The sequence below is a fragment of the Arthrobacter globiformis genome (assembly GCF_030815865.1).
GTDB classification, from domain to species: domain Bacteria; phylum Actinomycetota; class Actinomycetes; order Actinomycetales; family Micrococcaceae; genus Arthrobacter; species Arthrobacter globiformis_B.
In genome coordinates this window covers 3,852,227-3,875,093 of sequence record NZ_JAUSXI010000001.1, presented here as the reverse complement: position 1 = coordinate 3,875,093, position 22,867 = coordinate 3,852,227, and the positions used below count along the sequence as shown (strand labels likewise).

At 65.8% G+C, this 22,867-nt stretch carries 18 protein-coding genes and 2 tRNA genes; 10 read left to right on the top strand and 10 right to left on the bottom strand.

All coding sequences use genetic code 11. The features are described 5' to 3' along the window. Positions 1 to 50 precede the first annotated feature (50 nt). A complete protein-coding gene (locus tag QFZ33_RS17970) occupies positions 51 to 1,511 on the bottom strand; it encodes a zinc-dependent metalloprotease (protein WP_307029653.1) in 1,461 nt (486 codons plus the stop codon). Between the two features lie 222 nt (positions 1,512 to 1,733). Here QFZ33_RS17970 and QFZ33_RS17965 point away from each other — a divergent pair, with 222 nt between their 5' ends. The 5 genes from QFZ33_RS17965 (at position 1,734) to QFZ33_RS17945 (ending at position 7,627) form a co-directional block, all read left to right on the top strand. After that, a complete protein-coding gene (locus QFZ33_RS17965) occupies positions 1,734 to 2,894 on the top strand; it encodes a YlbL family protein (RefSeq protein WP_307029651.1) in 1,161 nt (386 codons plus the stop codon). Between the two features lie 117 nt (positions 2,895 to 3,011). Next, positions 3,012 to 6,014, top strand: a complete 3,003-nt coding sequence (locus QFZ33_RS17960; RefSeq protein ID WP_307029650.1) for a UPF0182 family membrane protein — start codon at positions 3,012 to 3,014, stop codon at positions 6,012 to 6,014. Positions 6,015 to 6,179: 165 nt separating this feature from the next. Continuing rightward, positions 6,180 to 6,253 (top strand) — tRNA-Met (locus tag QFZ33_RS17955). Positions 6,254 to 6,452: 199 nt separating this feature from the next. Beyond that, positions 6,453 to 6,526 (top strand) — tRNA-Met (locus tag QFZ33_RS17950). A 165-nt stretch (positions 6,527 to 6,691) separates the two neighbouring features. Next, positions 6,692 to 7,627: a cytochrome b/b6 domain-containing protein gene (locus QFZ33_RS17945; protein WP_307029648.1), complete on the top strand. Its 936-nt coding sequence runs from the start codon at positions 6,692 to 6,694 to the stop codon at positions 7,625 to 7,627. On the opposite strand, the gene QFZ33_RS17940 is transcribed toward QFZ33_RS17945, so the two are convergent. From QFZ33_RS17940 to QFZ33_RS17930, 3 genes are all read right to left on the bottom strand, one after another. Then, entirely contained in the window at positions 7,535 to 9,070 is a 1,536-nt protein-coding gene (locus QFZ33_RS17940; RefSeq protein ID WP_307029646.1) for a cryptochrome/photolyase family protein, read from the bottom strand. The two genes, QFZ33_RS17945 and QFZ33_RS17940, sit on opposite strands and share 93 nt — an antisense overlap. An 88-nt stretch (positions 9,071 to 9,158) precedes the next feature. Continuing rightward, complete coding sequence (locus QFZ33_RS17935) at positions 9,159 to 9,953, bottom strand: PspA/IM30 family protein (protein WP_307029644.1); 795 nt, start codon at positions 9,951 to 9,953, stop codon at positions 9,159 to 9,161. Positions 9,954 to 10,061: 108 nt separating this feature from the next. Further along, positions 10,062 to 12,125: a TPM domain-containing protein gene (locus tag QFZ33_RS17930; protein ID WP_307029642.1), complete on the bottom strand. Its 2,064-nt coding sequence runs from the start codon at positions 12,123 to 12,125 to the stop codon at positions 10,062 to 10,064. A 308-nt stretch (positions 12,126 to 12,433) separates the two neighbouring features. Here QFZ33_RS17930 and QFZ33_RS17925 point away from each other — a divergent pair, with 308 nt between their 5' ends. From QFZ33_RS17925 to QFZ33_RS17910, 4 genes are all read left to right on the top strand, one after another. Then, on the top strand, positions 12,434 to 14,014 hold the full coding sequence (locus QFZ33_RS17925) for a S1C family serine protease (protein WP_307029640.1): 1,581 nt from the start codon (positions 12,434 to 12,436) through the stop codon (positions 14,012 to 14,014). Between the two features lie 239 nt (positions 14,015 to 14,253). Continuing rightward, the gene (locus tag QFZ33_RS17920; protein ID WP_214853940.1) at positions 14,254 to 15,054 is read left to right on the top strand and encodes an electron transfer flavoprotein subunit beta/FixA family protein; all 801 of its coding nucleotides are present in this window, start codon (positions 14,254 to 14,256) and stop codon (positions 15,052 to 15,054) included. 13 nt (positions 15,055 to 15,067) lie between these two features. Beyond that, a complete protein-coding gene (locus QFZ33_RS17915; protein ID WP_307029638.1) occupies positions 15,068 to 16,021 on the top strand; it encodes an electron transfer flavoprotein subunit alpha/FixB family protein in 954 nt (317 codons plus the stop codon). A gap of 4 nt (positions 16,022 to 16,025) precedes the next feature. Continuing rightward, positions 16,026 to 16,805, top strand: coding sequence for a PIG-L deacetylase family protein (locus QFZ33_RS17910; RefSeq protein ID WP_307029636.1), 780 nt, complete (start codon positions 16,026 to 16,028; stop codon positions 16,803 to 16,805). Here QFZ33_RS17910 and QFZ33_RS17905 read toward each other — a convergent pair whose 3' ends face one another. The 5 genes from QFZ33_RS17905 to QFZ33_RS17885 form a co-directional block, all read right to left on the bottom strand. Then, the gene (locus tag QFZ33_RS17905) at positions 16,806 to 17,567 is read right to left on the bottom strand and encodes a MerR family transcriptional regulator (RefSeq protein ID WP_307029634.1); all 762 of its coding nucleotides are present in this window, start codon (positions 17,565 to 17,567) and stop codon (positions 16,806 to 16,808) included. A gap of 78 nt (positions 17,568 to 17,645) precedes the next feature. Then, a complete protein-coding gene (locus QFZ33_RS17900; RefSeq protein ID WP_307029632.1) occupies positions 17,646 to 18,533 on the bottom strand; it encodes an anti-sigma factor in 888 nt (295 codons plus the stop codon). 2 nt (positions 18,534 to 18,535) lie between these two features. Then, a complete protein-coding gene (locus tag QFZ33_RS17895) occupies positions 18,536 to 19,141 on the bottom strand; it encodes a sigma-70 family RNA polymerase sigma factor (protein ID WP_307029630.1) in 606 nt (201 codons plus the stop codon). Positions 19,142 to 19,357: 216 nt separating this feature from the next. After that, the gene (locus tag QFZ33_RS17890) at positions 19,358 to 19,825 is read right to left on the bottom strand and encodes a tRNA (cytidine(34)-2'-O)-methyltransferase (protein ID WP_102971967.1); all 468 of its coding nucleotides are present in this window, start codon (positions 19,823 to 19,825) and stop codon (positions 19,358 to 19,360) included. 58 nt (positions 19,826 to 19,883) lie between these two features. Next, the gene (locus tag QFZ33_RS17885) at positions 19,884 to 20,828 is read right to left on the bottom strand and encodes a J domain-containing protein (protein ID WP_307029626.1); all 945 of its coding nucleotides are present in this window, start codon (positions 20,826 to 20,828) and stop codon (positions 19,884 to 19,886) included. Positions 20,829 to 20,984: 156 nt separating this feature from the next. Here QFZ33_RS17885 and QFZ33_RS17880 point away from each other — a divergent pair, with 156 nt between their 5' ends. Continuing rightward, a complete protein-coding gene (locus tag QFZ33_RS17880; RefSeq protein WP_307029624.1) occupies positions 20,985 to 21,617 on the top strand; it encodes a flavin reductase family protein in 633 nt (210 codons plus the stop codon). Between the two features lie 146 nt (positions 21,618 to 21,763). Here the strand turns inward: QFZ33_RS17880 and QFZ33_RS17875 are convergent, their stop codons facing one another. Next, positions 21,764 to 22,846: an ABC transporter substrate-binding protein gene (locus QFZ33_RS17875; protein WP_307029622.1), complete on the bottom strand. Its 1,083-nt coding sequence runs from the start codon at positions 22,844 to 22,846 to the stop codon at positions 21,764 to 21,766. Positions 22,847 to 22,867: the final 21 nt, after the last annotated feature.

Sequence of the window (22,867 nt, the reverse complement as noted above, 5' to 3'; positions counted from 1 at the left end):
CGGCCAGGGACCCGGCGGTCGTAGGCTCAGGCTCAACCAGCGGGGTACGCCTAGCTCTTCGGAGCGGAGCCGTCTTCGTCGCCGTCGGTCTTTTCGGTGTCGCCGTCCCCGCCTTCGGTCGTTTCGGCGTCGTGCCCGTCCCCGTCCCCACCGCTTTCGGCCGGGCTGTCGAAACCGCCGTTCAGCAGCTTCTGAAGGGCATCGTCCACTTCGCTGTCACCGGCCTCGGCGAGCTTGCGGCGTTCGCTGAATCCCTTGGGATCGTCAAGATCCTCGGCGGTAGGGAGCAGGTCCGGATGCTTCCAGATGGCGTCGCGGCCGTCGATGCCGCGCTCGGCCTTGAGGGACGCCCACAGGGTGGCGGCTTCACGGAGGCGGCGGGGCCGCAGCTCCAGTCCGACGAGGGAAGCGAACGCATGCTCCGCCGGACCGCCGGTGGCCCGGCGGCGGCGGACCGTTTCGCGGAGCGCTGCAGCCGAGGGGAGGACCTTATCCGTGGCGGCAGCGGTGAGCTCGTCCACCCACCCCTCGACGAGGGCAAGGGCCGTCTCCAGCTTCTGCAGGGCCTGGTCCTGTGCCGGCGTGCGCTGCGGCATGAAGACGCCCTGCGAAAGGGCCTCCTGGATCCCCTCCGGGTTGCTGGGATCAAGGTCCCGCGCCAGCTCCTCGATCCGCGACGTGTCGATGTGAATGCCGCGGGCGTAGGCTTCAATGGCACCCAGCAGGTGCCCGCGCAGCCACGGAACCTGGACGAACAGGCGGGCATGGGCGGCCTCGCGGACGGCGAGGAAGAGCCTGATGTCGTTTTCGGGAAGGCTGAGCCCCTCGCCGAACTTGGCAACATTGCCGGGAAGCAGCGCCATCTCCAGATCGGCCAACGGAACTCCAATGTCCGTGGAGCTGACCACATCGGTGGACAGGGCTCCAATGGCCTGGCCCAGCTGCATGCCGAAGATGGCACCGCCCACGTTCTGCAGCATGGACGAGGCGCCGCCCATCATGGACTTCATCTCCTCTGGCATCTGCTCCGTCATGGCAGTGGAGAGGGCGTTGGCCACACTGTTGGCCACGGGCTCCGTCAGACGCTTCCAGGTGCCGAGTGTCTCCTCTACCCATTCGGCGCGGGACCACGCCTTGCCGATGAGGCCTGTAGCGGGCAGGTCGGTGACCTGGTCGAGCCACAGTTCGGCCAGCCGCAGCGCCTCATCTACTTCGCGTGACTGGGCGGACGTGACTGAGGGGTCGGAGCTCCCGGCGGCCACGCGGCGGGCGTTGTCATGGGCGAGCTTCCAGTTGACCGGGCCCTCCGAGGGCGCGCTCATCATGGCCTGCACCTGGGAGAACATCTGGGCCAGCAGGTTGGGATCGTTCGGCAGCCCGGCGGCCTTGGCCAGTTCGGCGGGGTCAATGTCACCCATGCCCTTGCCGCCCATGAGGTTCTGCAGCATCTCTGCGAGCGGATCCTTTGGATTTTCGTCGCCGTTGGACGGATTGAGTGGATTGGAGGTCATGATCCCGCCGATCGTCGGTGTGACTGTTAATCAACTTCACGCTACCCCTCTGCGGGAGCGGCTGTCTGCTGAAAGCGGGGACGTTCGCTGTAGGCAAAGAGCTAACGGCAGGCCCGGACGCGTAGTGTTAGAAGCCGGAACGTATGTAGGCTGTGCCCCGGCCGTCCGCCGGGCTGCGGCCGCGGTGCAGCGCTGAACGACGCGGTGCGGAGAGGTCCTTCAGTGACGATTACCAAGGGCGGCCAGCCCGCAGAGGAGTCCCCGGCGCCCGCCGCCGGTGGCGGGAATCCCTACGGAACCGGGGATGCCCGCCGGTCCCGCCGTGCCCGGGACAGGGATCCCCGCATCTCCGCGATGACGTTGTCCGGGCTCCTGGCGCTCGGGCTGGGCGTGACGGCCGCCGTCCTGCCGGTCCCGTATGTGGTGGAATCGCCCGGGCCGACGTTCAACACGCTAAGCACGGAGAATGCGACGCCAGTGATCAGCGTTTCCGGCCGCGAGACGTTCCCGGCCAAGGGGAACCTCGATCTCACCACTGTCTACGTCGACGGGGGCCCCAACGGTCCCGTCAGCGTCTTTGAGGCGTTCTCGGCCTGGCTGGACGGCTCTAAGGCGGTGTATCCCGAGGAACTGATCTTCCCGACGGGTGTGACTAAGGAAAAATCCCAGCAGGAGAGTGCCGTGGCCATGGCCACGTCGCAGGAGAACGCCGTGGCGGCAGCCCTGAAGGGGCTCGACATCCCTTATGGGCAGAAGCTCGAAGTGGCGGACCTGTCCGAGGGGTCGGCGGCGCAGGGCAAGCTGCAGGCGGGTGACATCTTCACCTCCATCAACGCCAAACCCGTCACGTCACTGGAGGTGATCCAGGACGAACTGGCCGCCGGAAAGGGAAAGCCGGCCGTCGTCGTCGTAAGCCGGGACGGCAAGCAGTTCACGGAAACCGTGACGCCGGCGAAGAACCCGTCCGGACGGTACATCCTGGGCGTGCTGCTGCAGTACCGCTTCACCTTCCCGTTCAACGTGAAGATATCCCTGGATAAAGTGGGCGGCCCGAGCGCCGGGATGATGTTCGCCCTGGGAATCATGGACACCCTGACGCCCGGGGACCTCACCGGTGGAAAACACATCGCGGGGACCGGCACCATCAGCCCCGACGGCGTGGTGGGCCCGATCGGCGGCATCGCGGTGAAGATGCACGGTGCCCGGGCCGATGGCGCCACCATGTTCCTGGCCCCGGCGGCGAATTGCGCAGAGGTTGCGGGGCATATTCCGGACGGGCTGCAGGTGGTCAAGGTGGAAAACCTGGACGAGGCAAAATCGGCCGTCGAGCTGGCCGCCAACGGCGCCGACACATCGGGCCTTCCGGGCTGCACCAACAACTAGACTAAATCGAGGAACTAAGGCTCCGGTCCGCTCGTGGCACTAATTGAGAGCCGGTGCCGGCGCTATGCAGGCCTTCCACTGAAAACTTAAAATTAATACCAGCAACTGACAAAAGCTATGAGGTACGAGTTTGTCCCGTCCTGCCAGCCCCACCCCGCCCGGAAAACTCCAGACAAGGCGAGGTGCGTTGACGCCCCCACGCTCATCGTCGTTGCGCTGGTTGTTGTCGGGTTCATCTTCTTCGCCAATGTGTGGACGGACGTCCTGTGGTACCAGCAGCTTGGCTACTTCGAAGTGTTCTTGACGGAGAACTTGGCGCGGATCAGCATTTTTGCCATCGGCTTCCTCATCATGTTCGCGGCCGTGTTTTACGCGATCCGCATCGCCTACCACGCCCGGCCCGTCTACGCGCCGGACTCAGAAATCCGGGATAACCTCAACCGCTACCAGGCGCAGCTGGAACCCGTGCGGCGTGTGGTCATGATCGGGCTGCCTGTGCTGTTTGGGCTCTTCGCCGGCAGCGCCGCCTCCAGCCAGTGGCAAAAGGTCATGCTGTTCTTCAACCAGGAGTCCTTCGGTCAGAATGATCCGGAGTTCGGACTGGACATCGGTTTCTACCTGATGACGCTGCCCTTCCTGGGCTTCGTCACCGGGTTCCTGATCAGCGTGGCGATCGTGGCCGGCATCGCGGGCATCCTGACGCACTATCTCTACGGCAGCATCAGGATCATGGAGCGCGGCATCTTCACCAGCCGCGCAGCGCAGATCCACCTCGCAGTCACCGGCGCTTCCTTCCTGATCCTGCTGGGCATCAACTTCTGGCTGGACCGCTATTCCGCGCTGCAGAACAGCGGCGGCCGGTGGGCCGGCGCGCTGTACACCGACGTCAACGCCGTGATCCCCACGAAGGCGATCCTGGCCGTGGCGGCGGCCCTCGTCGCTATCCTCTTCATTGTCGCTGCGGTCATCGGCAAGTGGCGGCTTCCGGTCATCGGTACGGCGATGCTGGTCATCACCTCCATCCTGGCCGGCGGCGTCTACCCGTGGGTCATCCAGCAGTTCCAGGTCCGCCCGTCAGAGCAGACCCTGGAACGGAAATACATCGAGCGCAACATCGGCATGACCCGGGCAGCCTACGGCCTGGACCAGGTGAAGGTGGAGCGGTACAACGCCACCACCACCACCACCGCCGGCGCCCTTGCCCCGGACGCGCAAACCACGGCCAACATCCGGCTCCTGGACCCGAACCTGATCTCGGACGCCTTCTCGCAGCTCGAGCAGTTCCGTCCGTACTACCAGTTCCCCAAAGCGCTCAACGTCGACCGGTACATGGTGGACGGCAAGATGCAGGACACCGTCATAGCCGTGCGCGAGCTGAACCCGGACGGCCTCAGCGCTGACCAGCAGTCCTGGCTGAACCGCCACATCGTCTACACCCACGGCTACGGCGTCGTGGCCGCGAAGGGCAACAAGTTCACGGTCGACGGAAAGCCGGAGTTCCTGCAGTCCGGTATCCCGTCCACTGGCGTCCTCGGCAACGACACAACCTACGAACCCCGGATCTACTTCGGCGAGGACTCCCCGGAGTACTCGATCGTGGGTGCCCCGGAAGGCGCACCGCACCGCGAGCAGGACCGCCCGGCGTCCAAGGAAGGCGGCGAGACCCAGTACACCTTCACCGGCAACGGCGGTCCGAACGTCGGAAGCTTCTTCAACAAGGTCCTGTACTCAATCAAGTTCCAGTCCTCGGACCTGCTGCTGTCCGACGGCGTGAACGACGCCTCCCAGATCATGTACGAACGCAACCCGCGTGAACGCGTGCAGAAGGTGGCGCCCTACCTGACGGTGGACGGCAATGCCTACCCCGCCGTCGTTGACGGCCGGGTCAAGTGGATCGTGGACGGCTACACCACCAGCCAGTACTACCCGTACTCGCAGCAGGAGCAGCTCTCCGATGCCACCACGGACTCGCAGACCACCGCCGGCCGCAACGTGGCGCTGCCCAACAGCTCCGTCAACTACATCCGCAACTCGGTCAAGGCCACGGTGGACGCCTACGACGGTTCGGTCACGCTCTACGCCTGGGACGACCAGGACCCGCTCCTGAAGGCCTGGCAGAAGGTGTTCCCTTCCACCCTGAAGCCTTATTCGGAGATGTCCGCCGCTGTCATGAGCCACGTCCGCTACCCGGAGGACTTGTTCAAGGTGCAGCGTGAGCTGCTGGGCCGCTACCACGTGACGGACCCCGTGAGTTTCTACAAGAACGACGACGCGTGGAGTGTTCCGAACGATCCCACCGTGTCCGAGGAGGTCAAGCAGCCGCCGTTCTACATGTCACTGCAGATGCCGGACCAGAAGGCCCCGGCGTTCCAGCTGACGTCGTCCTACATTCCGCAGGTGGTGAACAACAACGCCCGCAACGTCCTCTACGGCTTCCTCGCGGCGGATTCCGACGCGGGCTCGAAGAAGGGCGTCAAGGCGGACAGCTACGGGCAGCTCCGGCTGCTGCAGGTTCCGCCGGAAGCCCAAGTACCCGGCCCCGGGCAGGCACAGAACAAATTCAACTCGGATCCCACCGTCTCCCAGGCGCTGAACCTGCTGCGGCAGGGCGCGTCGGATGTGCTCAACGGCAACCTGCTGACGCTTCCTGCCGGCCGGGGCATGCTCTACATCCAGCCGGTGTACCTCAAGTCCACGGGTGAAACGTCCTATCCGACACTGCAGAGGGTGCTCGTGGCCTTTGGCGACAAGATCGGTTTCGCGCCCACCTTGGACGAGGCTCTCAACCAGCTGTTTGGTGGCCGGTCGGGAGCGACGGCCGGTGACTCCGACAACAACGGGCAGACGCCCGCACCGCCCAGCGGCGGAGGCGCCACTCCGGCCCCGGCGGCGGACGCCAAGGTGGCGCTGAAGGCAGCGCTGGATGAAGCAAACGCGGCCATCAAGGCCGGCCAGGAGGCGCTGGCCAAGGGCGACTTTGCGGCGTACGGCGAGCAGCAGAAGAAGCTGTCAGCGGCACTGAAGAAAGCACTCGACGCCGAGGCCAGGATTGGCAGTACCGGGACGGCCAGCAGCCCAACCTCGCCGTCCGCGACGCCGACGCCGACACCCAGCAGCTGACTGACAGCCGCTGAAGCGGCTGCTGATTGAGTGAAAGGCCGGCCCATCCCCGCTACGGGGACGGGCCGGCCTTGCGCGTATGAGAGGGCTCAGGCTTCCCGAGACGCAGATCACGTCGTTTGGATTTGGCCTCCTGTTCACCGGCCGGTAGAGTAGTTCTTGCGACGCGGGGTGGAGCAGTTCGGTAGCTCGCTGGGCTCATAACCCAGAGGTCACAGGTTCAAATCCTGTCCCCGCAACTGAAGAAAAGACCCGGATCACCGTATGGTGGTCCGGGTCTTTTGTTGTCTCGATTCTGCTGTCCCGACTTCACTTGTCCGCATTCTCGTGGCGGGGGCTATTGCTGCCCGAGGGAGGACGGCTCGCGTCCCGCACAGGCCGCTGCGAAACAGCAGTGGTCAAAGCGCCCGCAAAAGTAGGGTAGTGTTAATCAAGCGACGCGGGGTGGAGCAGTTCGGTAGCTCGCTGGGCTCATAACCCAGAGGTCACAGGTTCAAATCCTGTCCCCGCAACAAAAAGGAAGCCCCGACCACAGTGTGGTCGGGGCTTCCTGCATTACCGGAGCATTTGTTCATGTGCTCCGGGTTCCTAGTATTCTCTTTCGCAGGGCCCGGAATTCCTGGCCGGCGCACGGCGCCCACACTGGTCAGTCATTCTCGAGAGGAACGTGTAGTTCGATGTCCACAACGAAGAACAAGTCCGGCACCGCCAGGGGCAAGCGCGCCAGGCTGTACTGGGCGGTGCCTGCGGCGCTCGTGGCCCTCGTGCTGGTGGTGCTCCTCGCAAAGTGGATGACCGGACTGCCTGCCGTTCGCTCGTTCGTGGCGGACTACCCGGGGCATTCGGAACTTCCCGCCGGCGCCCCCGTCGGCTTCCCGGCCTGGCTGGCCTGGCAGCATTTCCTGAACGCCTTCTTCCTGCTGCTCATCATCCGTTCGGGCTGGCAGGTCCGCACCACCACACGCCCCGGCGGTTACTGGACCCGTAACAACAAGGGGCTCATCAGGACCAGGACGGCCCCTACGAAGATCAGCCTGGAACTCTGGTTCCACCTCACACTCGATGTGCTGTGGATCCTGAACGGGATCGTCTTTGTGATCCTGCTGTTCGCGACCGGCCAGTGGACGCGGATTGTTCCCGCATCCTGGGATGTTTTCCCGAACGCCGCCTCGGCCGCCCTGCAGTACGCTTCGCTGAACTGGCCCACGGAGAACGGCTGGGTCAACTACAACGCCCTGCAGCTGCTGACCTACTTCGCCACGGTGTTTATCGCTGCTCCGCTGGCCTTCATCACGGGCGTGCGCATGTCCGCCGCGTGGCCCAAAAAGGCCTCCGGACTGAACAAGGCCTTCCCGATCGAGGCCGCCCGCGCAGTGCACTTCCCGGTGATGATCTACTTCGTGGCCTTCATTGTGGTGCACGTGTTTCTGGTCCTCGCCACGGGCGCGCTCCGGAACCTCAACCACATGTACGGCGGCAGCGACGACGTGAGCTGGGTCGGCTTCTGGTTCTTCGTGGCTTCAGTCGCCGTGATGGTTGCGGCGTGGTTCCTGGCCCGGCCCCTGTTCCTGCGCCCCATCGCGTCCCTCATGGGCAAGGTCACCAGCCGCTAGACTGCGCCGGCCTCGCGTCTGGCTATCCTTGAGCCGCTGGTAGGTGTCCAGCGCCCGTTCCCGGGATTCCTCCAGGCCCACCAGCGGTTCGGGATAACCGGGAGCTCCCGCCGTGTTCTTCCACGGCTCGTGCACCATCCGGTCATCCAGGCCGGCCAGTTCCGGTATGTAGCCGCGCAGGTACCTGCCTCCGGCGTCGAACTTCTTGCTCTGCGTCACCGGGTTGAAGATGCGGAAGTAAGGGGACGCGTCCGCGCCTGAGCCCGCAACCCATTGCCAGTTGGCCGGGTTGTTCGCCGCGTCGGCGTCGACCAGGGTATCCCAGAACCAGGCCTCTCCCACGCGCCAGTCCGCAAGCATATTCTTCACCAGGAACGACGCCGCAGCCATGCGGACCCTGTTGTGCATCCAGCCCGTCTGCCACAGCTGCCGCATACCGGCATCCACCAGGGGGTAGCCGGTGCGCCCCTGCTGCCAGGCCTCCAGTTCGGAGTCCGACGGCGTTTGCCAGGCAAAGTGGTCGAACTCCCGGCGGTAGTTTTTCGTGGCCAGGTCCGGATTCTCGTAGAGCAGCTGCCAGCAGAATTCACGCCAGCCCAATTCGCTCCGGAAGATCCCGACGTCGCCAGGTGCGTGGCGGGGGAAGCGTTCCCGCAGGGAGTGCCAGACGCGGAAGGGACTGATCTCGCCGAAGCGCAGGTGCGGTGAGAGGCGGCTGGTGCCCTCGACGCCCGGCAAGTCGCGGCCCCTGCCGTAGTCCTCCACGGGGCCGTCGAGAAAATCCTCCAGCCGGTCGTGGGCGCCGTTCTCGCCCGGGGTCCAGGTCCCGGCGAGGCCTCCACTCCAGTCCGGCTTGCGGGGGAGGAGCCGCCAGCTATCGAGGCTGTCACCGGCCAGCGGGCGGCCGGACCTTCCTGCCGCGGGCTGCGGCAACTCCTCCGGTGCATCGGCCGGCAGCCGCGGTTCGGTTCCGGCAAGGCAGGAACGCCAGAACGGTGTGAAAACCTTGTACGGCCCGCCTGAGCCGGTGCGCACCGTCCACGGCTCGAACAGCAGGTTTGCCTGGAAGCTGGTGGCCTCGATGCCCTGCACGGCAGCCCAGTCGTTGATGCCGGCGTCGAGGGTCCGCTCCGGCTGGCCGTATCGCCGGTTCCAGAACAATCTTCCGGCGCCGGTTTCAAGGACCAGTTCCTTGATGACCTGAGCGGCGTCGCCCCGGCGCAGCAGAAGCCGTGCCCCGCGCACTTCGAGGCCGGCGGCGAGGGCGGACAGGGAGTGGTGGAGCCACCACCTCGCCGCGGCGCCCAGCGGGCGGATGCCGGGGGAGACCTCGTCGAGGATGTACACGACCGTCATCGGCTCAGGGAGTGCGGCCGCGGCGCCGAGAGCGGGGTTGTCGTCGAGGCGCAGGTCGTCACGGAGCCAGACAATGGTGGAAGCCATGGATTCACGCTACACGTCCTGGAAACGGCAGGGGCCAGGATCCATGTGGATCCCGGCCCCTGCCGTGGCGCCCGTGCGGGCCACAGCCTTACAGCTTGTCGAAGTCTGCCTCGTCCACCGTGTTCGCGGACGCGGACGCCGCGGTGCCTCCCGCCCCAATGGCCGGCTTCGCGTTCCCGGACTTCAGGGCCGCCAGGCGGGCCTCGATTTCCGTCTGCTCGCCGAGGTCCTCAAGCTGGTTGAACTGGGCGTCAAGGCTCGACTCCGCGAGCTCCTGCTGGCCGCGGACTTTGGCTTCCTCGCGCCGGATCTTCTCTTCGAATCGGCCAACCTCGCTTGTCGGGTCCATGATGTCGATGCTCTTCAGGGCATCGTGGACCTGGGATTGGGCAGCCGCAGTCTTGGAGCGGGCGACCAGTTCATTGCGCTTGCTCGTGAGCTGGTTCAGCTTGCCCTTCATCTGGTCGAGCCCGGTCTTAAGGCGGTCCACCACGTCGGTCTGTGATGCGATGCTCGGTTCAGCGGCCTTGGCCTCGCTTTCGGAAGCCATCTGGCGCTGCAGGGCAACTTTTGCCAAGTTGTCGAACTTTTGGGCATCCGAGACGTTGCCGTTGCCGCGGTACTCATCGGCCTTGCGTGAAGCCGCAAGAGCCTTGTTGCCCCAGTCCTGGGCGTTCTTCACGTCCTCGTTGTAGTCGTCCTGCAGCATCCGGAGGTTGCCGATGGTCTGCGCCACTGCGGACTCGGCCTCGGCGATGTTGTTGGTGTAGTCCCGCACCATCTGGTCGAGCATCTTCTGCGGGTCCTCGGCCTGGTCCAGCAAGGAATTGATGTTCGCTTTAGCGAGCTGCGCCATGCGGCCGAAAATGGACTGCTTAACCATGGTGTTACCTTTCGTCCTGCTCCGTATGTGCCACTGATTTCAGTGAACTGGTGATGTATTGCTTCTACCCGCCGGCCCGATGCACCGGCCGGCGCTGAGTCTTGCCGGCTAGAAACTGCCCGAGTCGCCGCCGCCGAAGTCGCCACCGCCGAAGTCTCCTCCGCCGAAGTCACCCCCGCCGTCGCCGCCCCAGCCGCCGCCATCGCTGTGACCGCCGCCCCAGCCGCCGCCGCTGCCGCCGTTGAGGATGGAGTTGATGAGGATGCCGCCAAGGATGGCGCCGCCCAGGCCGCCGCCTCCGCCGCCGCCGCCGAACATGCCGCCGCGCCCGTATCCCTGGCCGTACCCCTGGTTGGCGTACCCAAAGCTGTCGACGTCGGACTGGGCCAGCTGGGCTGCCTGGGCAGCCAGCGCATGCGCTTGCTGCGCGTAGGTCAGCGCGGTCACGGGATCGTTGCGTGAAATGGACAGCGCGTAATCGAGGTTGCGCTGGGCCTCTGCCAGGCGGGTCCGAGCCTCGGTGCCCACGCCGCCGCGACGGGCGGTGATGTAATCCGACGTCGCGCTGATCTGGGCCTGGGCGGACATGATGGTCTGCTGCAGCGAGGCCTGTGCCCTACGCGCCTGCTCCTGTTGGTCCCGGATCCCGCCCAAGGCCTGGTCTAGGGTCTGGTGGGCCGATTCGACCCGCTCCAGAGTGGCGATGGGGTCAATCTTGCCGCTCTGGATTTCGCTCTTCACGCGGGCGAGGGCCGCTTCGACCCCGGCCACCGGCCCCTCGAGCTCCGGATGGGCGCCGGACTGGATCATTGCCCTCGCCTGGGCAAGGTCCTGGGAGGTGTCCACAACAGCGGAGTCCAGCCCCTGACGGGCCGAGTTCAGGTTGCCGGCCACCTTGGAGATTGCATCCAGCAGCACGTTCGTCTGGTGCAGGCTCTCCTCCGATGCCCGGACGGCCACGGCGGCTAGGCTGCTCTCTCCGGATGCGAGCTTCTCACGCGCGGTGGCGCTGGCATTCTGCACGAAGGTCAGCCGCTCTTTGGCCTGCAGAATGTTGTCCGAGATCTGGGCGAGGGCGCTGTCCGCATACTTGCCGCGCAGTTCCGCCAGGGTCTGCTCCGCCCGGGCGATCTTCGCGTCTGCCTCCGCGGCGCCGGCGTCCACTGCCGCGAGGGCCTGGGGTGCGTTCTTCTCGAGTTCGCGCAGCGAGTCGAAGTCGGCCTTCTGCTCCTGCAGCGACGCCAGAGCCGCTTCCGACCTCCTTATGATTTCGCCGAGCCAACTGCGCTGCTGTTCTTCGGTGTCGGGGATGTGGTCGTCCAGCTGCTGCTGCAGCTTGAACGACTCGGACATGTGCGCCTTAGCTTCCTGGAGCGCTTTGGTGAAGTTACCCACGGCCGCTTCCCCGTATTGCGCCTCCGCGAAGCCCAGTTCCTGCTCGCTCGATTTGATCGCGTCGTCGGCTTCGATGAGCAGGGAGCCGCTCTTCCTGCGCAGGTCTTCGATGCTCATGCCGGCCAGGGGATCGAGTTCGGCGCCCTGCGGGCCGTAGCTTGCGCTGGACGCTTGTCCTGCCTTCTTGCGCCTGTTGCGCAGGTATAGATATGTGCCCGCGCCGCCGGCGGCCACGACACCGGCGCCCACGAGGACGGCCGCGCCTGCACCGGCGCCCGAGGGTACTGTTCCGCTTCCGCCGCCTGCTGCGTCGCCGATGGCGGCCGCAGTGTCAATGGCGGCCTGGGCGAAGTCCCTCTTGCCACCGCCGAGGTTGGCTGCGATGGCGTTCTGCGTGATGTTCCCCGTCTTCGACGCTATGGAGCTCGCCGTGTTGGGGGCGAAGTAATAGTGCCCATCGGTGGAGATTGCCAGCAGAACGTCCGCCCTGCCCATGCCCTTTTTGGTGGCCACGGCCTGTCCCCATGATTTGCCATCAGTGGGGTTTTCGAATGACTTCACGGTGACCACGTACAGGTTGTACTTGTGGTCCTTGAGGAGCTTCTGGATGGAGTCCTCAACTTCGCCCTTGCGGCTGCCGAGGACGTTGGCGTCGTCGACAATGTTTTGGCCGGAGGGGATGGTTACCGGATCGTCCGCCCAGGCTGCCGCGGCCGGAACCGCCAGCATTCCCGTCAGGCCGATCACGGCGAGAACACGTTTCAACATTGACCGCATGGCAACCCTTCAGCACGCCGCGGCTGGTTCGGGACGAACAGCCGTCATAGAATGCAGCAGCGCCCCCACGCCGGGTGTAAAGCCGCAGGTCGCTGTGGCAATTCTTCTTGATTCTATGGTGCACCAGCGGGAGCGTCCACGGCGGGGAATATGCCACCAGCGAAAAGCGCTGGAGACCTTGGTGGCTGTCCAGAACAACGGTCAGGAACACCATCTCGGAGGCCATTCAGGAACCTCCCAGCAAACGTCCGTTTTAGTTTCAGTCGGATCGTCCATAGTTAATACAGACGAGGATGAAAGGAAGTCCAATGACTGAGCACCCAGTACCGGGCGCAGCACCTGAGAACCGAGATCCTTCAGGGCGGCCTGTTGATCCGACCCCTCGGCCTGAGCCCGCCGAGGGTCTCCAGCCTCCCGCGCAGCAGGACGGCGAGCACCGCACCGCCAACGCTTCCGAGAACCCCACGGTGCGCCTGGACTCCGATAGGAACCCCACCATGCCGCTGTACCGGCCCGCGCACGACCCAAACCAGCAGCGGACCGGCGGCCCGCATCCTGTTTATCCCGAGCGCGCCCCCTTCTACGGGCAGCAGTCGGCACCGGCTACCCAGCCGATCGGTACCCAGTACTCCCAGCACAACTCGCATTCCGCGTTCCAGGACCACCGTTCCAGCCAGCCCAAGCGCAAGGCGACGTTCGGCGTCGGCACCCTCGTGGCCAGCATCCTCGCCGCAGGCCTCGTGGGTGGCGGAGTTGCAACCGTTGGCTCCGGCAACCTGTTCGATGCCGGCGGCACCGCGCCGGCCATCAGCTCCGGCAGCCAGCCCGGCACCGTGATCGTCAACAACCAGGACTCGGTCAACGAGATCACGGCCGCGGCCGTCAAGGCGTCACCGAGCGTCGTGACCATCAAAGCCACCAGCGGCAGCGAAGGCGGCACCGGCTCCGGCGTTATCCTCGACGACCAGGGCCACATCCTCACCAACACCCACGTGGTGACGCTGGACGGCTCCACCGCGAACGCCGACATTCAAATCCGCACGAACGACGGCCGCGTCCTCACCGCCAAGGTCGTTGGCACCGACCCGCTCTCCGACCTCGCGGTCATCAAGGTGGACAACCCATCCGGGCTCACGCCGGCAGCCCTGGGTGATTCCAGCAAGCTGAACGTCGGGGACACGGCCGTGGCCATCGGTTCGCCGCTGGGCCTCACCGGCACGGTGACGGACGGCATCGTCTCCACGCTGAACCGGACCATCAGTGTCGCGTCCTCGGCAGCTCCGAAGCAGGGGACGGACAACTCCCAGGGCGGCGACCAGGGCTTCGAGTTCGCTCCTCCGGGCCAGGGGCAGGGCCAGAGCTCGGCCAGCAAGGGATCGATCGCCATCAATGTCATCCAGACGGATGCGGCCATCAACCCGGGCAACTCCGGTGGTGCCCTGGTGAACAGCAAGGGTGAAGTGATCGGCGTCAACGTCGCGATCGCCTCCGCCGGCGGCAGCTCCGCTGCAAGCGGAACAGGCAACATCGGCGTGGGCTTCAGCATCCCGATCAACAATGCAAGGCGCGTGGCGCAGGAAATCATCGACAACGGCAAGGCCACACACGGCCAGCTGGGCGTGAGCGTCCAGCCGAAGTCGGCATCGGACGCCGGGTTCTCGACGGGTGCCGATGTGGCCTCGGTGGAGCAGGGCTCGGCGGCGGCCAAGGCAGGGATCAAGGTGGGCGACGTGGTGACGCGCTTCAACGACCTGGCGATCAGTGACCCGAACCAGCTGACGGCAGCCGTCCGCGAGCAGCCATCCAACTCGTCAGTGAAGATCACGGTCCTGCGCAACAACCGTGAGCAGCAACTGGACGTCACGCTCGGCGCAGCGGCAGAGCAATAGGCAGCCGCAGAGCATAACTGCGCCCAGCACGACGGCGGGCCACACCTGGGGTGCGGCCCGTTGTCGTTGTCCCTGCCTGCGGCTCAGGCCTTTGACACAGGCGTTAACGGGACGTCATATGACGGGCCCAATATGGTTAGCTAGGAGCTACCCGTATCCCGGGCGTTCCACGGCCACGACCTCACCCGGCTGGCTATCCACAAGCACGGAAGGCTGCTGTAAATACAGTGGAAGAGACATTGAAGATCGTCGTCCTGGTCAAGCATGTGCCGGACGCCCAGTTCGACCGGCACCTCAGCGGCGAGGGCCACACCACGGACCGCGACGAAAGCATCCTGTCTGAACTGGATGAGTACGCCCTGGAGGCCGCGCTGCAGCTGGCCGAAGCGCGCGGCGGTGCCAAGGCCGGCAACAAGGTGATCGCTTTGAGCATGGGACCGGCCGGCGCCGTGAACGCCATCAAGAAGTCCCTGCAGATCGGTGCCACCGAAGGCGTGCACCTCACCGATGGGGCCCTCGCCGGCTCTGATGCGGCCGCCACCTCCCTGGCGCTCGCAGCCGCCGTCCGCCACCTCGGCGCCGACACCCCCGTAGACCTCGTCCTGACCGGCATGGCCTCCACCGACGGCGAGACATCCCTGGTGCCCGCGCAGCTCGCCGAGCGTCTGGGGCTTCCGCAGGTTACGTTCGCCTCCTCCCTGGAGGTCGACGGCGGACGCGTCTCGGCACGCCGCGATGCGGACACCCACTCGGAGACGGTTGAGGCGTCGCTGCCCGCAGTGGTTTCCGTGACCGACCAGATCAACGAACCGCGCTACCCGAACTTCAAGGGCATCATCGCGGCCAAGCGCAAGAGCATCACCACCCTGTCCCTGGCTGACATCGGAGTGGATTCCTCCCAGGTGGGCCACGCCGGATCCTGGACCCGCGTGACGGCGGCCGAGGAACGCCCGCCGCGCACTGCCGGCACTATCATCACGGACGAAGGCGACGCCGGCATCAAGCTGGTTGACTTCCTGGCCGCCCAGAAGCTGCTCTAAGAGGACTCCACACATGGCAAACGTACTGGTATTCATTGACAACCCCGGGCAGGCTCTCAAGAAGAGCAGCCTGGAACTCCTCACCATCGCCCGCTCCCTCGGGGAACCTGCCGTGGCGGTCAACGGCGAACTGTCCGACGACGTCGCCGGCACCTTGGGTGCCTACGGCGCAGTCACCGTCTTCCGTCCGTCCGCGGCGGACCTCGACGATTACCTGGTCGCACCGAAAGCCGCCTTCCTGGCTGCCGTGGCGGACAAGTCCGGTGCCACCACCGTCCTGCTCGAAAACTCGCCTGAGGGCAAGGAAATCGCGGCCCGGCTCGGCATCCGGCTGAGCGCCGGCGTGATCACCGACGTCGTCGCGGTCGACGCCGACGGCACCGCCCACAAGTCGGTGCTCGCCGGTTCGTACACCACGACGGCGAAGGCCACCACCGCGGTCACCGTGCTGTCCGTGAAGGCCAACATGGTGGACCCCGAACCCGCGACGGCTCCCGGCGCACCGGAAACCCTCACTGTTGATGTCCCCGCCGATGCAACCGCCGCGGCAGCCCGCATCACCTCCCGGGAACAGAAGGTCGCCAGCGGCCGCCCGGACCTCACCGACGCGCGCATCGTGGTGGCCGGCGGACGCGGCCTCGACGGCGACTTCGGCCCCGTGGAGGAACTGGCTGACGCACTGGGTGCGGCCGTGGGCGCCTCCCGCGCGGCAACAGACGCAGGCTGGATCAACCACGACGCCCAGGTTGGCCAGACCGGCAAGACCGTCTCGCCGCAGCTCTACATTTCCGCTGGCATCTCCGGCGCCATCCAGCAGAAGGCGGGCATGCAGACCGCCAAGGTGATCGTCGCCGTGAACAAGGACGCGGAATCGCCCGTGTTCGAAATCGCGGACTTCGGCATCATCGGCGATCTCTTCCAGGTGCTGCCGCAGGCGACTGAAGAGATCAAGAAGCGCAAGGGCTGAATCCTTGACCCCAAACGCTGCACCAGCGCAGAGCCCGTTCAATCCGGAACAGCACCGGATTGAGCGGGTGCTCTGTTTCTCAGCCCATCCGGACGACATCGATTTCGGCGCCGCCGGCACCATCGCCGCGTGGACTGCCGCCGGCGTCCGGGTCAGCTACTGCATCATGACCGACGGCGACGCCGGCGGTTTCGACCCTGTGCAGCGCGCCGAAATCATCGCCCTCAGGGCGGCCGAGCAGGAACGCGCCGCGGCCCTCGTCGGCGTCACGGACATCCACTACCTGCACCAGCGGGACGGATACCTTGAACCGAACCACGAGGTGATGCGCGCAGTGGTGAAGCTGATCCGCGAACTCCGGCCCGACGTCGTGCTTTCCATGCATCCGGAGCGCAACTGGAAGCGCATCCAGAAGAGCCATCCGGACCATCTGGCGGTGGGGGAGGCGGTGACCCGTGCCATCTACCCGGCAGTGGAAAACCCGTTCGCGTACCCTGACCTCGCCGAGGCCGGCCTTGAGGCCTTCAGGCTTCCGTGGCTGTGGCTCTACGCCGGTCCGGAGGAGCGCGAGAACCACTTTGTGGACGTCACGGAACATGTGGACAGCAAGCTCGAGGCGATCCACGTGCACGTCAGCCAGCATCCCGATGCCGAGGCCATGGAAGCCACCGTGCGGCGCGGCATGCAGGCGAACGCCGAGCGCTCCGGCCTGCCCGCCGGCCGGAGCGCCGAGGCGTTCCACGTGGTCATGGTCAATGGCCCGGGGACCATCGCCGGCTTCTAGCTACCTAAGCTGCGACGCCGCGTAGACCTTGATCCCCTCCAGCAGGTAGGAGGCGAGGCCTGCGCGGCTCTTGACGTAGAAGGCGGTGAACCGCGGATCCTCGACGTACATCCGGCCCAGGCCAACGTAGCTGTCCGCGTCCGGCGTCCAGCTGGTGCAGACCCAGCGGTAGTGGCGTTCGACGGCGGCCTGCACCCGGGCGTCGTCCGCCGGCAGGCCGGCGTCCAGGCACCGGGCCAGCTCCTCGTTAATCGCCCCGGCCTCCGCCATGAAGGCCTGCTTGTCGGCCGCGCTGAGCGTTGCGTGCCGGGCCTTGCTGTCCTCAACGGCCCGGTCGCCCCACCGCTGGCGGGCTTCCTCCTCATAGGGGTTGGTGTCAAAGTCCTTGAAAATTTCCTCGCCTGACATGGCGTCTCCTCGCTGCAGTGCCGATATGGTGGCGCCGACAGTCCTGGCCATCCGGTCCAGGCGGTCGCGCTCGGCCAGCAGCCATTTCCGGTGCACGCTCAGTGCATCTAGCTGGTCTGCCTGGCCGTCCAGAACCTGGCCTATGGTTTCCAGGCCGAGGCCAAGTTCGCGGAGAAGCAGGATCCGCTGAAGACGCAGCAGTTCAGGCTGCGTGTAGTAGCGGTAGCCGTTGTGCCCGGTGTAGGCAGGCGGCAGCAACCCCACCTGGTCGTAATGCCGGAGGGTCCTGGACGAGACCCGGCTCAGCTTCGCCAGCTCGGCGATGGACCAGGTCGGGTGTTCTTCCTGCAACATGTCTCCAGCGTAGAAGTTGACGCAACGTCAACGTCAAGCCTGCAACAAGTAGCTTTGAGCCAGGTGTCTCAGCCAGGCTCAGGTGTTCAGCGGGGCGGCAGCCACAGTGGGGAGCGTAGGCGTAGCGGACCCGCCAACGGGCTCGACCGTGATGCCGAGCGCGGCCGCGGAGCCGATGCCCTTGACCAGGGCCGGCTTCGACAGTGCCTCCGCGTCCATCAGGCCCTGTGAAACAGGGGTGGAGCCATCCTTGGGAATCAGCCACATCTGGTAGACCTTGCCCGCGGGCGGCGGCGGCACATCCTTCATCCGCACCACCAGCGCATCATGCGACTGCGAGATCGAAACCGTCGCCGTCCCTCCGCCATTGACGTCGACAGTCGCCTGCCGCGCGTCCTGTGCCTCGATGACCTGGTTGAAGGGATCGTTCTGGTTGGCCAGGTAGGCCCCGACCCCAACACCGCCGAGCGCAATCACAGCAGCAGCCGCAACACCGATCAGCCAGTTACGGAGCCCGGACGTCCGGCGTCGTACTTCACGGCGCTGGCGCGCAGCGGAGAGCTCGTCAGCAGCAGCGGCCGGCTCCGCCGTGGGTAGGGCAGCCGGCGCAGCTGCGACGGTTTCTGCGCTACCGGCATGTACCCTGGCCGGCCCCGCCGCCGGTGCAGCAGCGGGAAGCTGCGCGACGATCCGGGCGAACAGGTCCGCAGGCGGCTCCTCCTCGGCCGTAAAGGACAATGCCAGAGTCTCCCTGGCCTGGCGGACGCGGTCGTTGAAGGACGCGCGTTCAGCCTCGGGAGCGCCGCTGACGTAGGAATCGATGGCCTCCCGCTCTGCGTCGCTGATGGCGTCCAAAGCGTAGATCTCGGCGAGCTCGACTGCCCGGCCGGCCGCAAGGTCGGTGGAAATATCGGCAGCAAATGCCCTGGGCAGCTGGCGCCCGCGGGAATCATTCGTATCGGTCATTGTCAGCTCACCCCCAGGCAGGTCTTGAGTCGGATCAGTCCGTCGCGGATGCGGGACTTTATGGTCGGAATGGCCGCGTTCAGCTTTTCAGCCACTTCGCGGTAGGTGAGGCCACCGTAATAGGCGAGCCGCACGGATTCCTGCTGCGTCTCGGTCAGCGTCTCCAGGCAGCGCATCACGGCTTCGGCCTCCAACCGGGTGTCCACCTCGTCGGATACCGAGTCATGGTCTATGTCCTGGCTGTTGGCGCCGTACCTGGCCTCACGGTCACTCGCGGACTGCGAGGACCGGACCTTGTCCACGGCCCTGCGGTGCGAGATGGTCATGAGCCAGGCCAGGGGACTTCCGCTCGCCGGATCAAACTTGGCGGCGTTTTGCCAGACCTGCAGGAAGACCTCCTGCGTGGTGTCCTCGCTGAGCTCCGGGTCGATCAGCACCCGGCGCGCCATGCCGAATACCCGCCGCGACGTCAGCCGGTAGAACTCGGCGAAGGACGCCTGGTCGCCGTCGGCAATCCGCGCCAGCAGCCGTGCCAGCTGCTGGTTAAGGTCGACGGCGGTGCCGGGCGGCGCGGGAGCGTCAAAGTTCGGCGCGTTGGGAGTTTCCATCACTCTCAAGCATAGGTTGCCTGCCGGCGGGTGCTGCACACGGGTTTGGGCTATGGCAGCATCATGCCGGGCAAAACGGAAGGCCGCGTTGCCCGGTTGGAGTGTTTTCACCTGCCGCTCCTTACGCCCTGTGGATGTGCGCGCCCTTTGGACGTGCTCAGGAGGGATTCGGCGCGGAACGGGCTTCGGATGGGTGCCCGTGCGCATGGGCTGCGCTCAGAGCTGCGCGCCGGTGAAGCCCTGCTGGCGCCAGGCCTCGTAGACGGCGATGGATGCCGCATTTGCCAGGTTCAGTGACCGGAGCGACGGCAGCATGGGCAGGCGGACCCGGGACGTGACGTGGGGATCGCGTTTCAGGTCGTCCGGCAGGCCCACCGACTCCGGGCCGAACAGCAGGACATCACCGGGCCGGTAGGCAATGTCCGTGTAGGACACCTCGCCGTCGGAGGTGAAGGCGAAGACGCGCTCCGGCTGCAGCGCCTCCCAGGCGGCCTCGATATTGGGGTGGACGGTGACCACCGCAAGGTCGTGGTAGTCCAGGCCGGCGCGGCGGAGCTTGGCATCGGAGAAGTCAAAGCCCAACGGCTCCACGAGGTGGAGTTCGGCGCCGGTGATGGCGGCGAGACGGATGGCGTTGCCCGTATTGCCGGGAATTTCGGGCGTGTGGAAGAGGATGCGGAACACGGTTCAATCCTAGCGTCGGAAAATCCGGCACTCTTCGGGCAGGACCTCAGTGCATGGCTTAGTGCATGCCCCTGAGCAGCCTGGCGAGCACCTGGACATTGACGGTGTTCGGCGCAGGACCGGAGGCCAGGAAATCCTTGAGCCCGCGGGCCAGGCCGGCGGCATTGACCACCTGGACGGCGTCGGAGCCGCCGCGGGAACGGCGGTGGCGGTCGATGACGGGTTCGTGGAGGTTGCCGTCCGGGCTGAGGACCACGGTCCACCCGGTCACGTTGAGCTCGGGAAAAATGTCCTGCATCTGCCGGACCACGTGGGCCAGTTGTGGCGGGGCGACCGACCTGCCGCCGTGCTTGAGCGTGTTTCCGTCCCAGGCGTAGGCGCCCTTGGGCAGCAGCATGGAGCTGATCAGCGCAAGCCGGTAGCCCGAGAGCAGCGCGTGGTCGATGTGGCTGTTGTCCGCCGGCGACTGCAGCCCATTGAGCAGGCGCGCCGCCGGGATCGCCGGAAGGACTTGCCTGCTGATCAGCTGTACCGTGCGCAGCTCGCGCTGGATCCTGGCTTCGGCGCCGAAGATGCCCCGCTTCCTGGGCATGCCGTGGACCTGCTGGCTGGCCAGCTCCGGCGGGAGGAGCGGAACGACGCCCGGCGTGTCGAAGGGCGGCACGTAGACAGGGGCATCGCCGGAGGTGTTCCGGGGCGTTCCCGGCTTGTGGATTGTCGCCGAGGCGTGGCTGCCGGCGGCCGGGGCGTCGAAGTGCGCTTCGTCGCCGTCTGCGCGGCTCCTGCGCGGGCCGGTCGCGTAGGAGCGGTCATAGGCTGCCCGTCGCTGGGGATCAATGAGCGTTTCATATGCAAGGGTCACCTGCCGGAACGTCGCGGCGTCGCCGCCGTGATCGGGATGCGAAGCGCGGGCAGCCTTGCGGTACGCCACCTTGATCTCCCTCTCCGTCGCGGTCACCGCCACGCGGAGCACTTCGTAGTGGGAGCTGTTGCGCTTGGTCAAGCATGGTCCTTAAGTCGTTGTTGCCGGCGTGCATGCGCTGTCCGGTGTGCCAAGCATATAAGCCGGTCTTGACGGTCTTCTGGAACAACGACCGCAGCAGGGTTGCCGGTTCCCGCCGGCGGAAACGTCCGTGGTCAATACGGCTAGGCTGGGGCCATGCGCAAGGATTTCAGTCCCGCTGAATTGTCCTCGGCGGAGTTCTACCGGCTACTCACGGCCGTTGTGGTGCCTCGCCCCATCGCTTGGGTGTCCAGCACGTCCGCGGAGGGCGTGGACAATCTAGCTCCCCATTCCTTCTTCACTGTTGCTTCGGTGACGCCGCCGATCATCCAGTTCACTTCCGTGGGGAGGAAGGATTCCCTGCGGAACATCACCGAACGCGGGGAGTTCGTCGTGAACCTCGCGCCGGCTGAATTCATGGCCGAGGTCAATGCAACCGGCACCAGCTTCCCGCCCGACGTCAGCGAGTTCGACGCTGCCGGAGTTACCCGCGAACCGGGATTGACGGTCACTGTGCCGCGGGTTGCAGAGTCTCCGGTAGCCCTAGAATGCCGGTTGCATTCCACTCAGGAGATCGGCGACTGCGTCCTGGTGTTCGGCGAGGTCACCCATGCCGCCGTCTCCACCGGGGTTCTGGAAGGCAGCCACCCCCGGATCGACCTCCTCGGGCCCCTCGCGCGGCTCGGGCGGGACGAATGGGGGCACCTCGGACCAGTTGAGGAGTTGGCGCGGATCCGCAAGGCCGAGTGGCCCGGGGACTTCCGACGGCGGGACGGGCCGGAGGCGTGACGCCCACCTGCTGTTGTTTGCAGCTGGCAAGCCTCGTTCAGTGTTAAGGCGTGCGTTTGGTGATAAGTAGGCGCTGATAAGTGGGACGCGGTTAAGTGGTGCGGGCCCGGCATCCGCTGTGGATGCCGGGCCCGCCCGCCACGGTTCTACTTCACGAATTCATTCGTGTAAGTTTCCTCGAGCTTGATGGCCTTGTCCCCGACTTCAGGGTTTGCCACCTGCTGGGTCTTCAGCACCGCCTGGACGCCTTCCTCGGCGAAGGCGCCGTTTTTGCTCAGCGTCAGCTTCAGGTCCTCGATCACCTTGGCGTACAGGGCCTTGTCTCCGCCCGAGAACTTCTCCGGCATCTTCGCTGCAATCTCCTCACCGGAATGCCCGGCGATGAATTCCAGGGTGCGCTTGATGGCCCTGGCGAGCTTGCCGGCTGTCTCTTTGTTCTGGTCCAGCCATTCGGTCTTGGCATAGAGGCTCGACGACGGCCAGGCGGCGGTCTCGAACACCTCTTTCAGCCCCTCGGCAGTGCGGACGTCCTCCAGAAGCACGGGTTCGTGGCCGATCCGCTTGGTCAGCACGGAGATGTCCGGTTCGAGCATCACTGCGGCATCCACCTGGCCCTGCTCCATGGCGGCAACGGCCGAGGAGCCGGCGCCGATCGCGGACACCGCGGCATCTGTCTGCCGCATGCCGTTCTTGGCCAGCAGGAACTTGACGAACATGTCCGTGGAGGACCCAGGTGAGGTCACGCCGACGTTCTTGCCCTTGAGATCCGCGATCGACTTGATCTTGCCCTCATTCTTCGGCGCCACCAGCAAGGCAAGACCGGAGGACTCACCCATATCGACGAAGGCCTTGACCTTCTGGTTCTTCGCCTGCATCTGGATAGTGTGCTCGTAGTATCCGCTGGTCACATGCGTGCTGCCACCGATCATGGCCGTCAGGGCTTTCGATCCGCCCTGGAGGTCCTGCAGCTCGACGTTCACGCCCTCCTCCTGGTAGTAGCCAAGCTCCTGGGCAAGGGTGGTGGGAAGGTAAGTCAGGAGTGTTTGACCGCCGATGCCGATAATCACCTTCGAGCCTCCGCCGTCACCACCCGCTGCGCCGGTTCCGGTCTGGCCGGGTGGCGCAGCGGACGGAGCGCCGCAGGCTGAAAGGGCCAGGGCTACGGATGCGATGATGGTGAGCGGCCGGACAAGGCGGCGGTGCCCTTGCCGGTTTACGTTGTGAGTCATCGGGGGTCCCTTCTTGGGCTG

What these genes read in the sequence shown, in the direction of transcription:
- QFZ33_RS17895 (WP_307029630.1), bottom strand. Translation starts at nt 19,141, where the DNA reads ATGGAAACTCCCAACGCGCCGAACTTTGACGCTCCCGCGCCGCCCGGC.
- QFZ33_RS17875 (WP_307029622.1), bottom strand. Translation starts at nt 22,846, where the DNA reads ATGACTCACAACGTAAACCGGCAAGGGCACCGCCGCCTTGTCCGGCCG.
- QFZ33_RS17900 (WP_307029632.1), bottom strand. Translation starts at nt 18,533, where the DNA reads ATGACCGATACGAATGATTCCCGCGGGCGCCAGCTGCCCAGGGCATTT.
- QFZ33_RS17935 (WP_307029644.1), bottom strand. Translation starts at nt 9,953, where the DNA reads ATGGTTAAGCAGTCCATTTTCGGCCGCATGGCGCAGCTCGCTAAAGCG.
- QFZ33_RS17905 (WP_307029634.1), bottom strand. Translation starts at nt 17,567, where the DNA reads ATGTTGCAGGAAGAACACCCGACCTGGTCCATCGCCGAGCTGGCGAAG.
- QFZ33_RS17960 (WP_307029650.1), top strand. Translation starts at nt 3,012, where the DNA reads ATGAGGTACGAGTTTGTCCCGTCCTGCCAGCCCCACCCCGCCCGGAAA.
- QFZ33_RS17940 (WP_307029646.1), bottom strand. Translation starts at nt 9,070, where the DNA reads ATGGCTTCCACCATTGTCTGGCTCCGTGACGACCTGCGCCTCGACGAC.
- QFZ33_RS17880 (WP_307029624.1), top strand. Translation starts at nt 20,985, where the DNA reads ATGCGCAAGGATTTCAGTCCCGCTGAATTGTCCTCGGCGGAGTTCTAC.
- QFZ33_RS17970 (WP_307029653.1), bottom strand. Translation starts at nt 1,511, where the DNA reads ATGACCTCCAATCCACTCAATCCGTCCAACGGCGACGAAAATCCAAAG.
- QFZ33_RS17945 (WP_307029648.1), top strand. Translation starts at nt 6,692, where the DNA reads ATGTCCACAACGAAGAACAAGTCCGGCACCGCCAGGGGCAAGCGCGCC.
- QFZ33_RS17930 (WP_307029642.1), bottom strand. Translation starts at nt 12,125, where the DNA reads ATGCGGTCAATGTTGAAACGTGTTCTCGCCGTGATCGGCCTGACGGGA.
- QFZ33_RS17915 (WP_307029638.1), top strand. Translation starts at nt 15,068, where the DNA reads ATGGCAAACGTACTGGTATTCATTGACAACCCCGGGCAGGCTCTCAAG.
- QFZ33_RS17925 (WP_307029640.1), top strand. Translation starts at nt 12,434, where the DNA reads ATGACTGAGCACCCAGTACCGGGCGCAGCACCTGAGAACCGAGATCCT.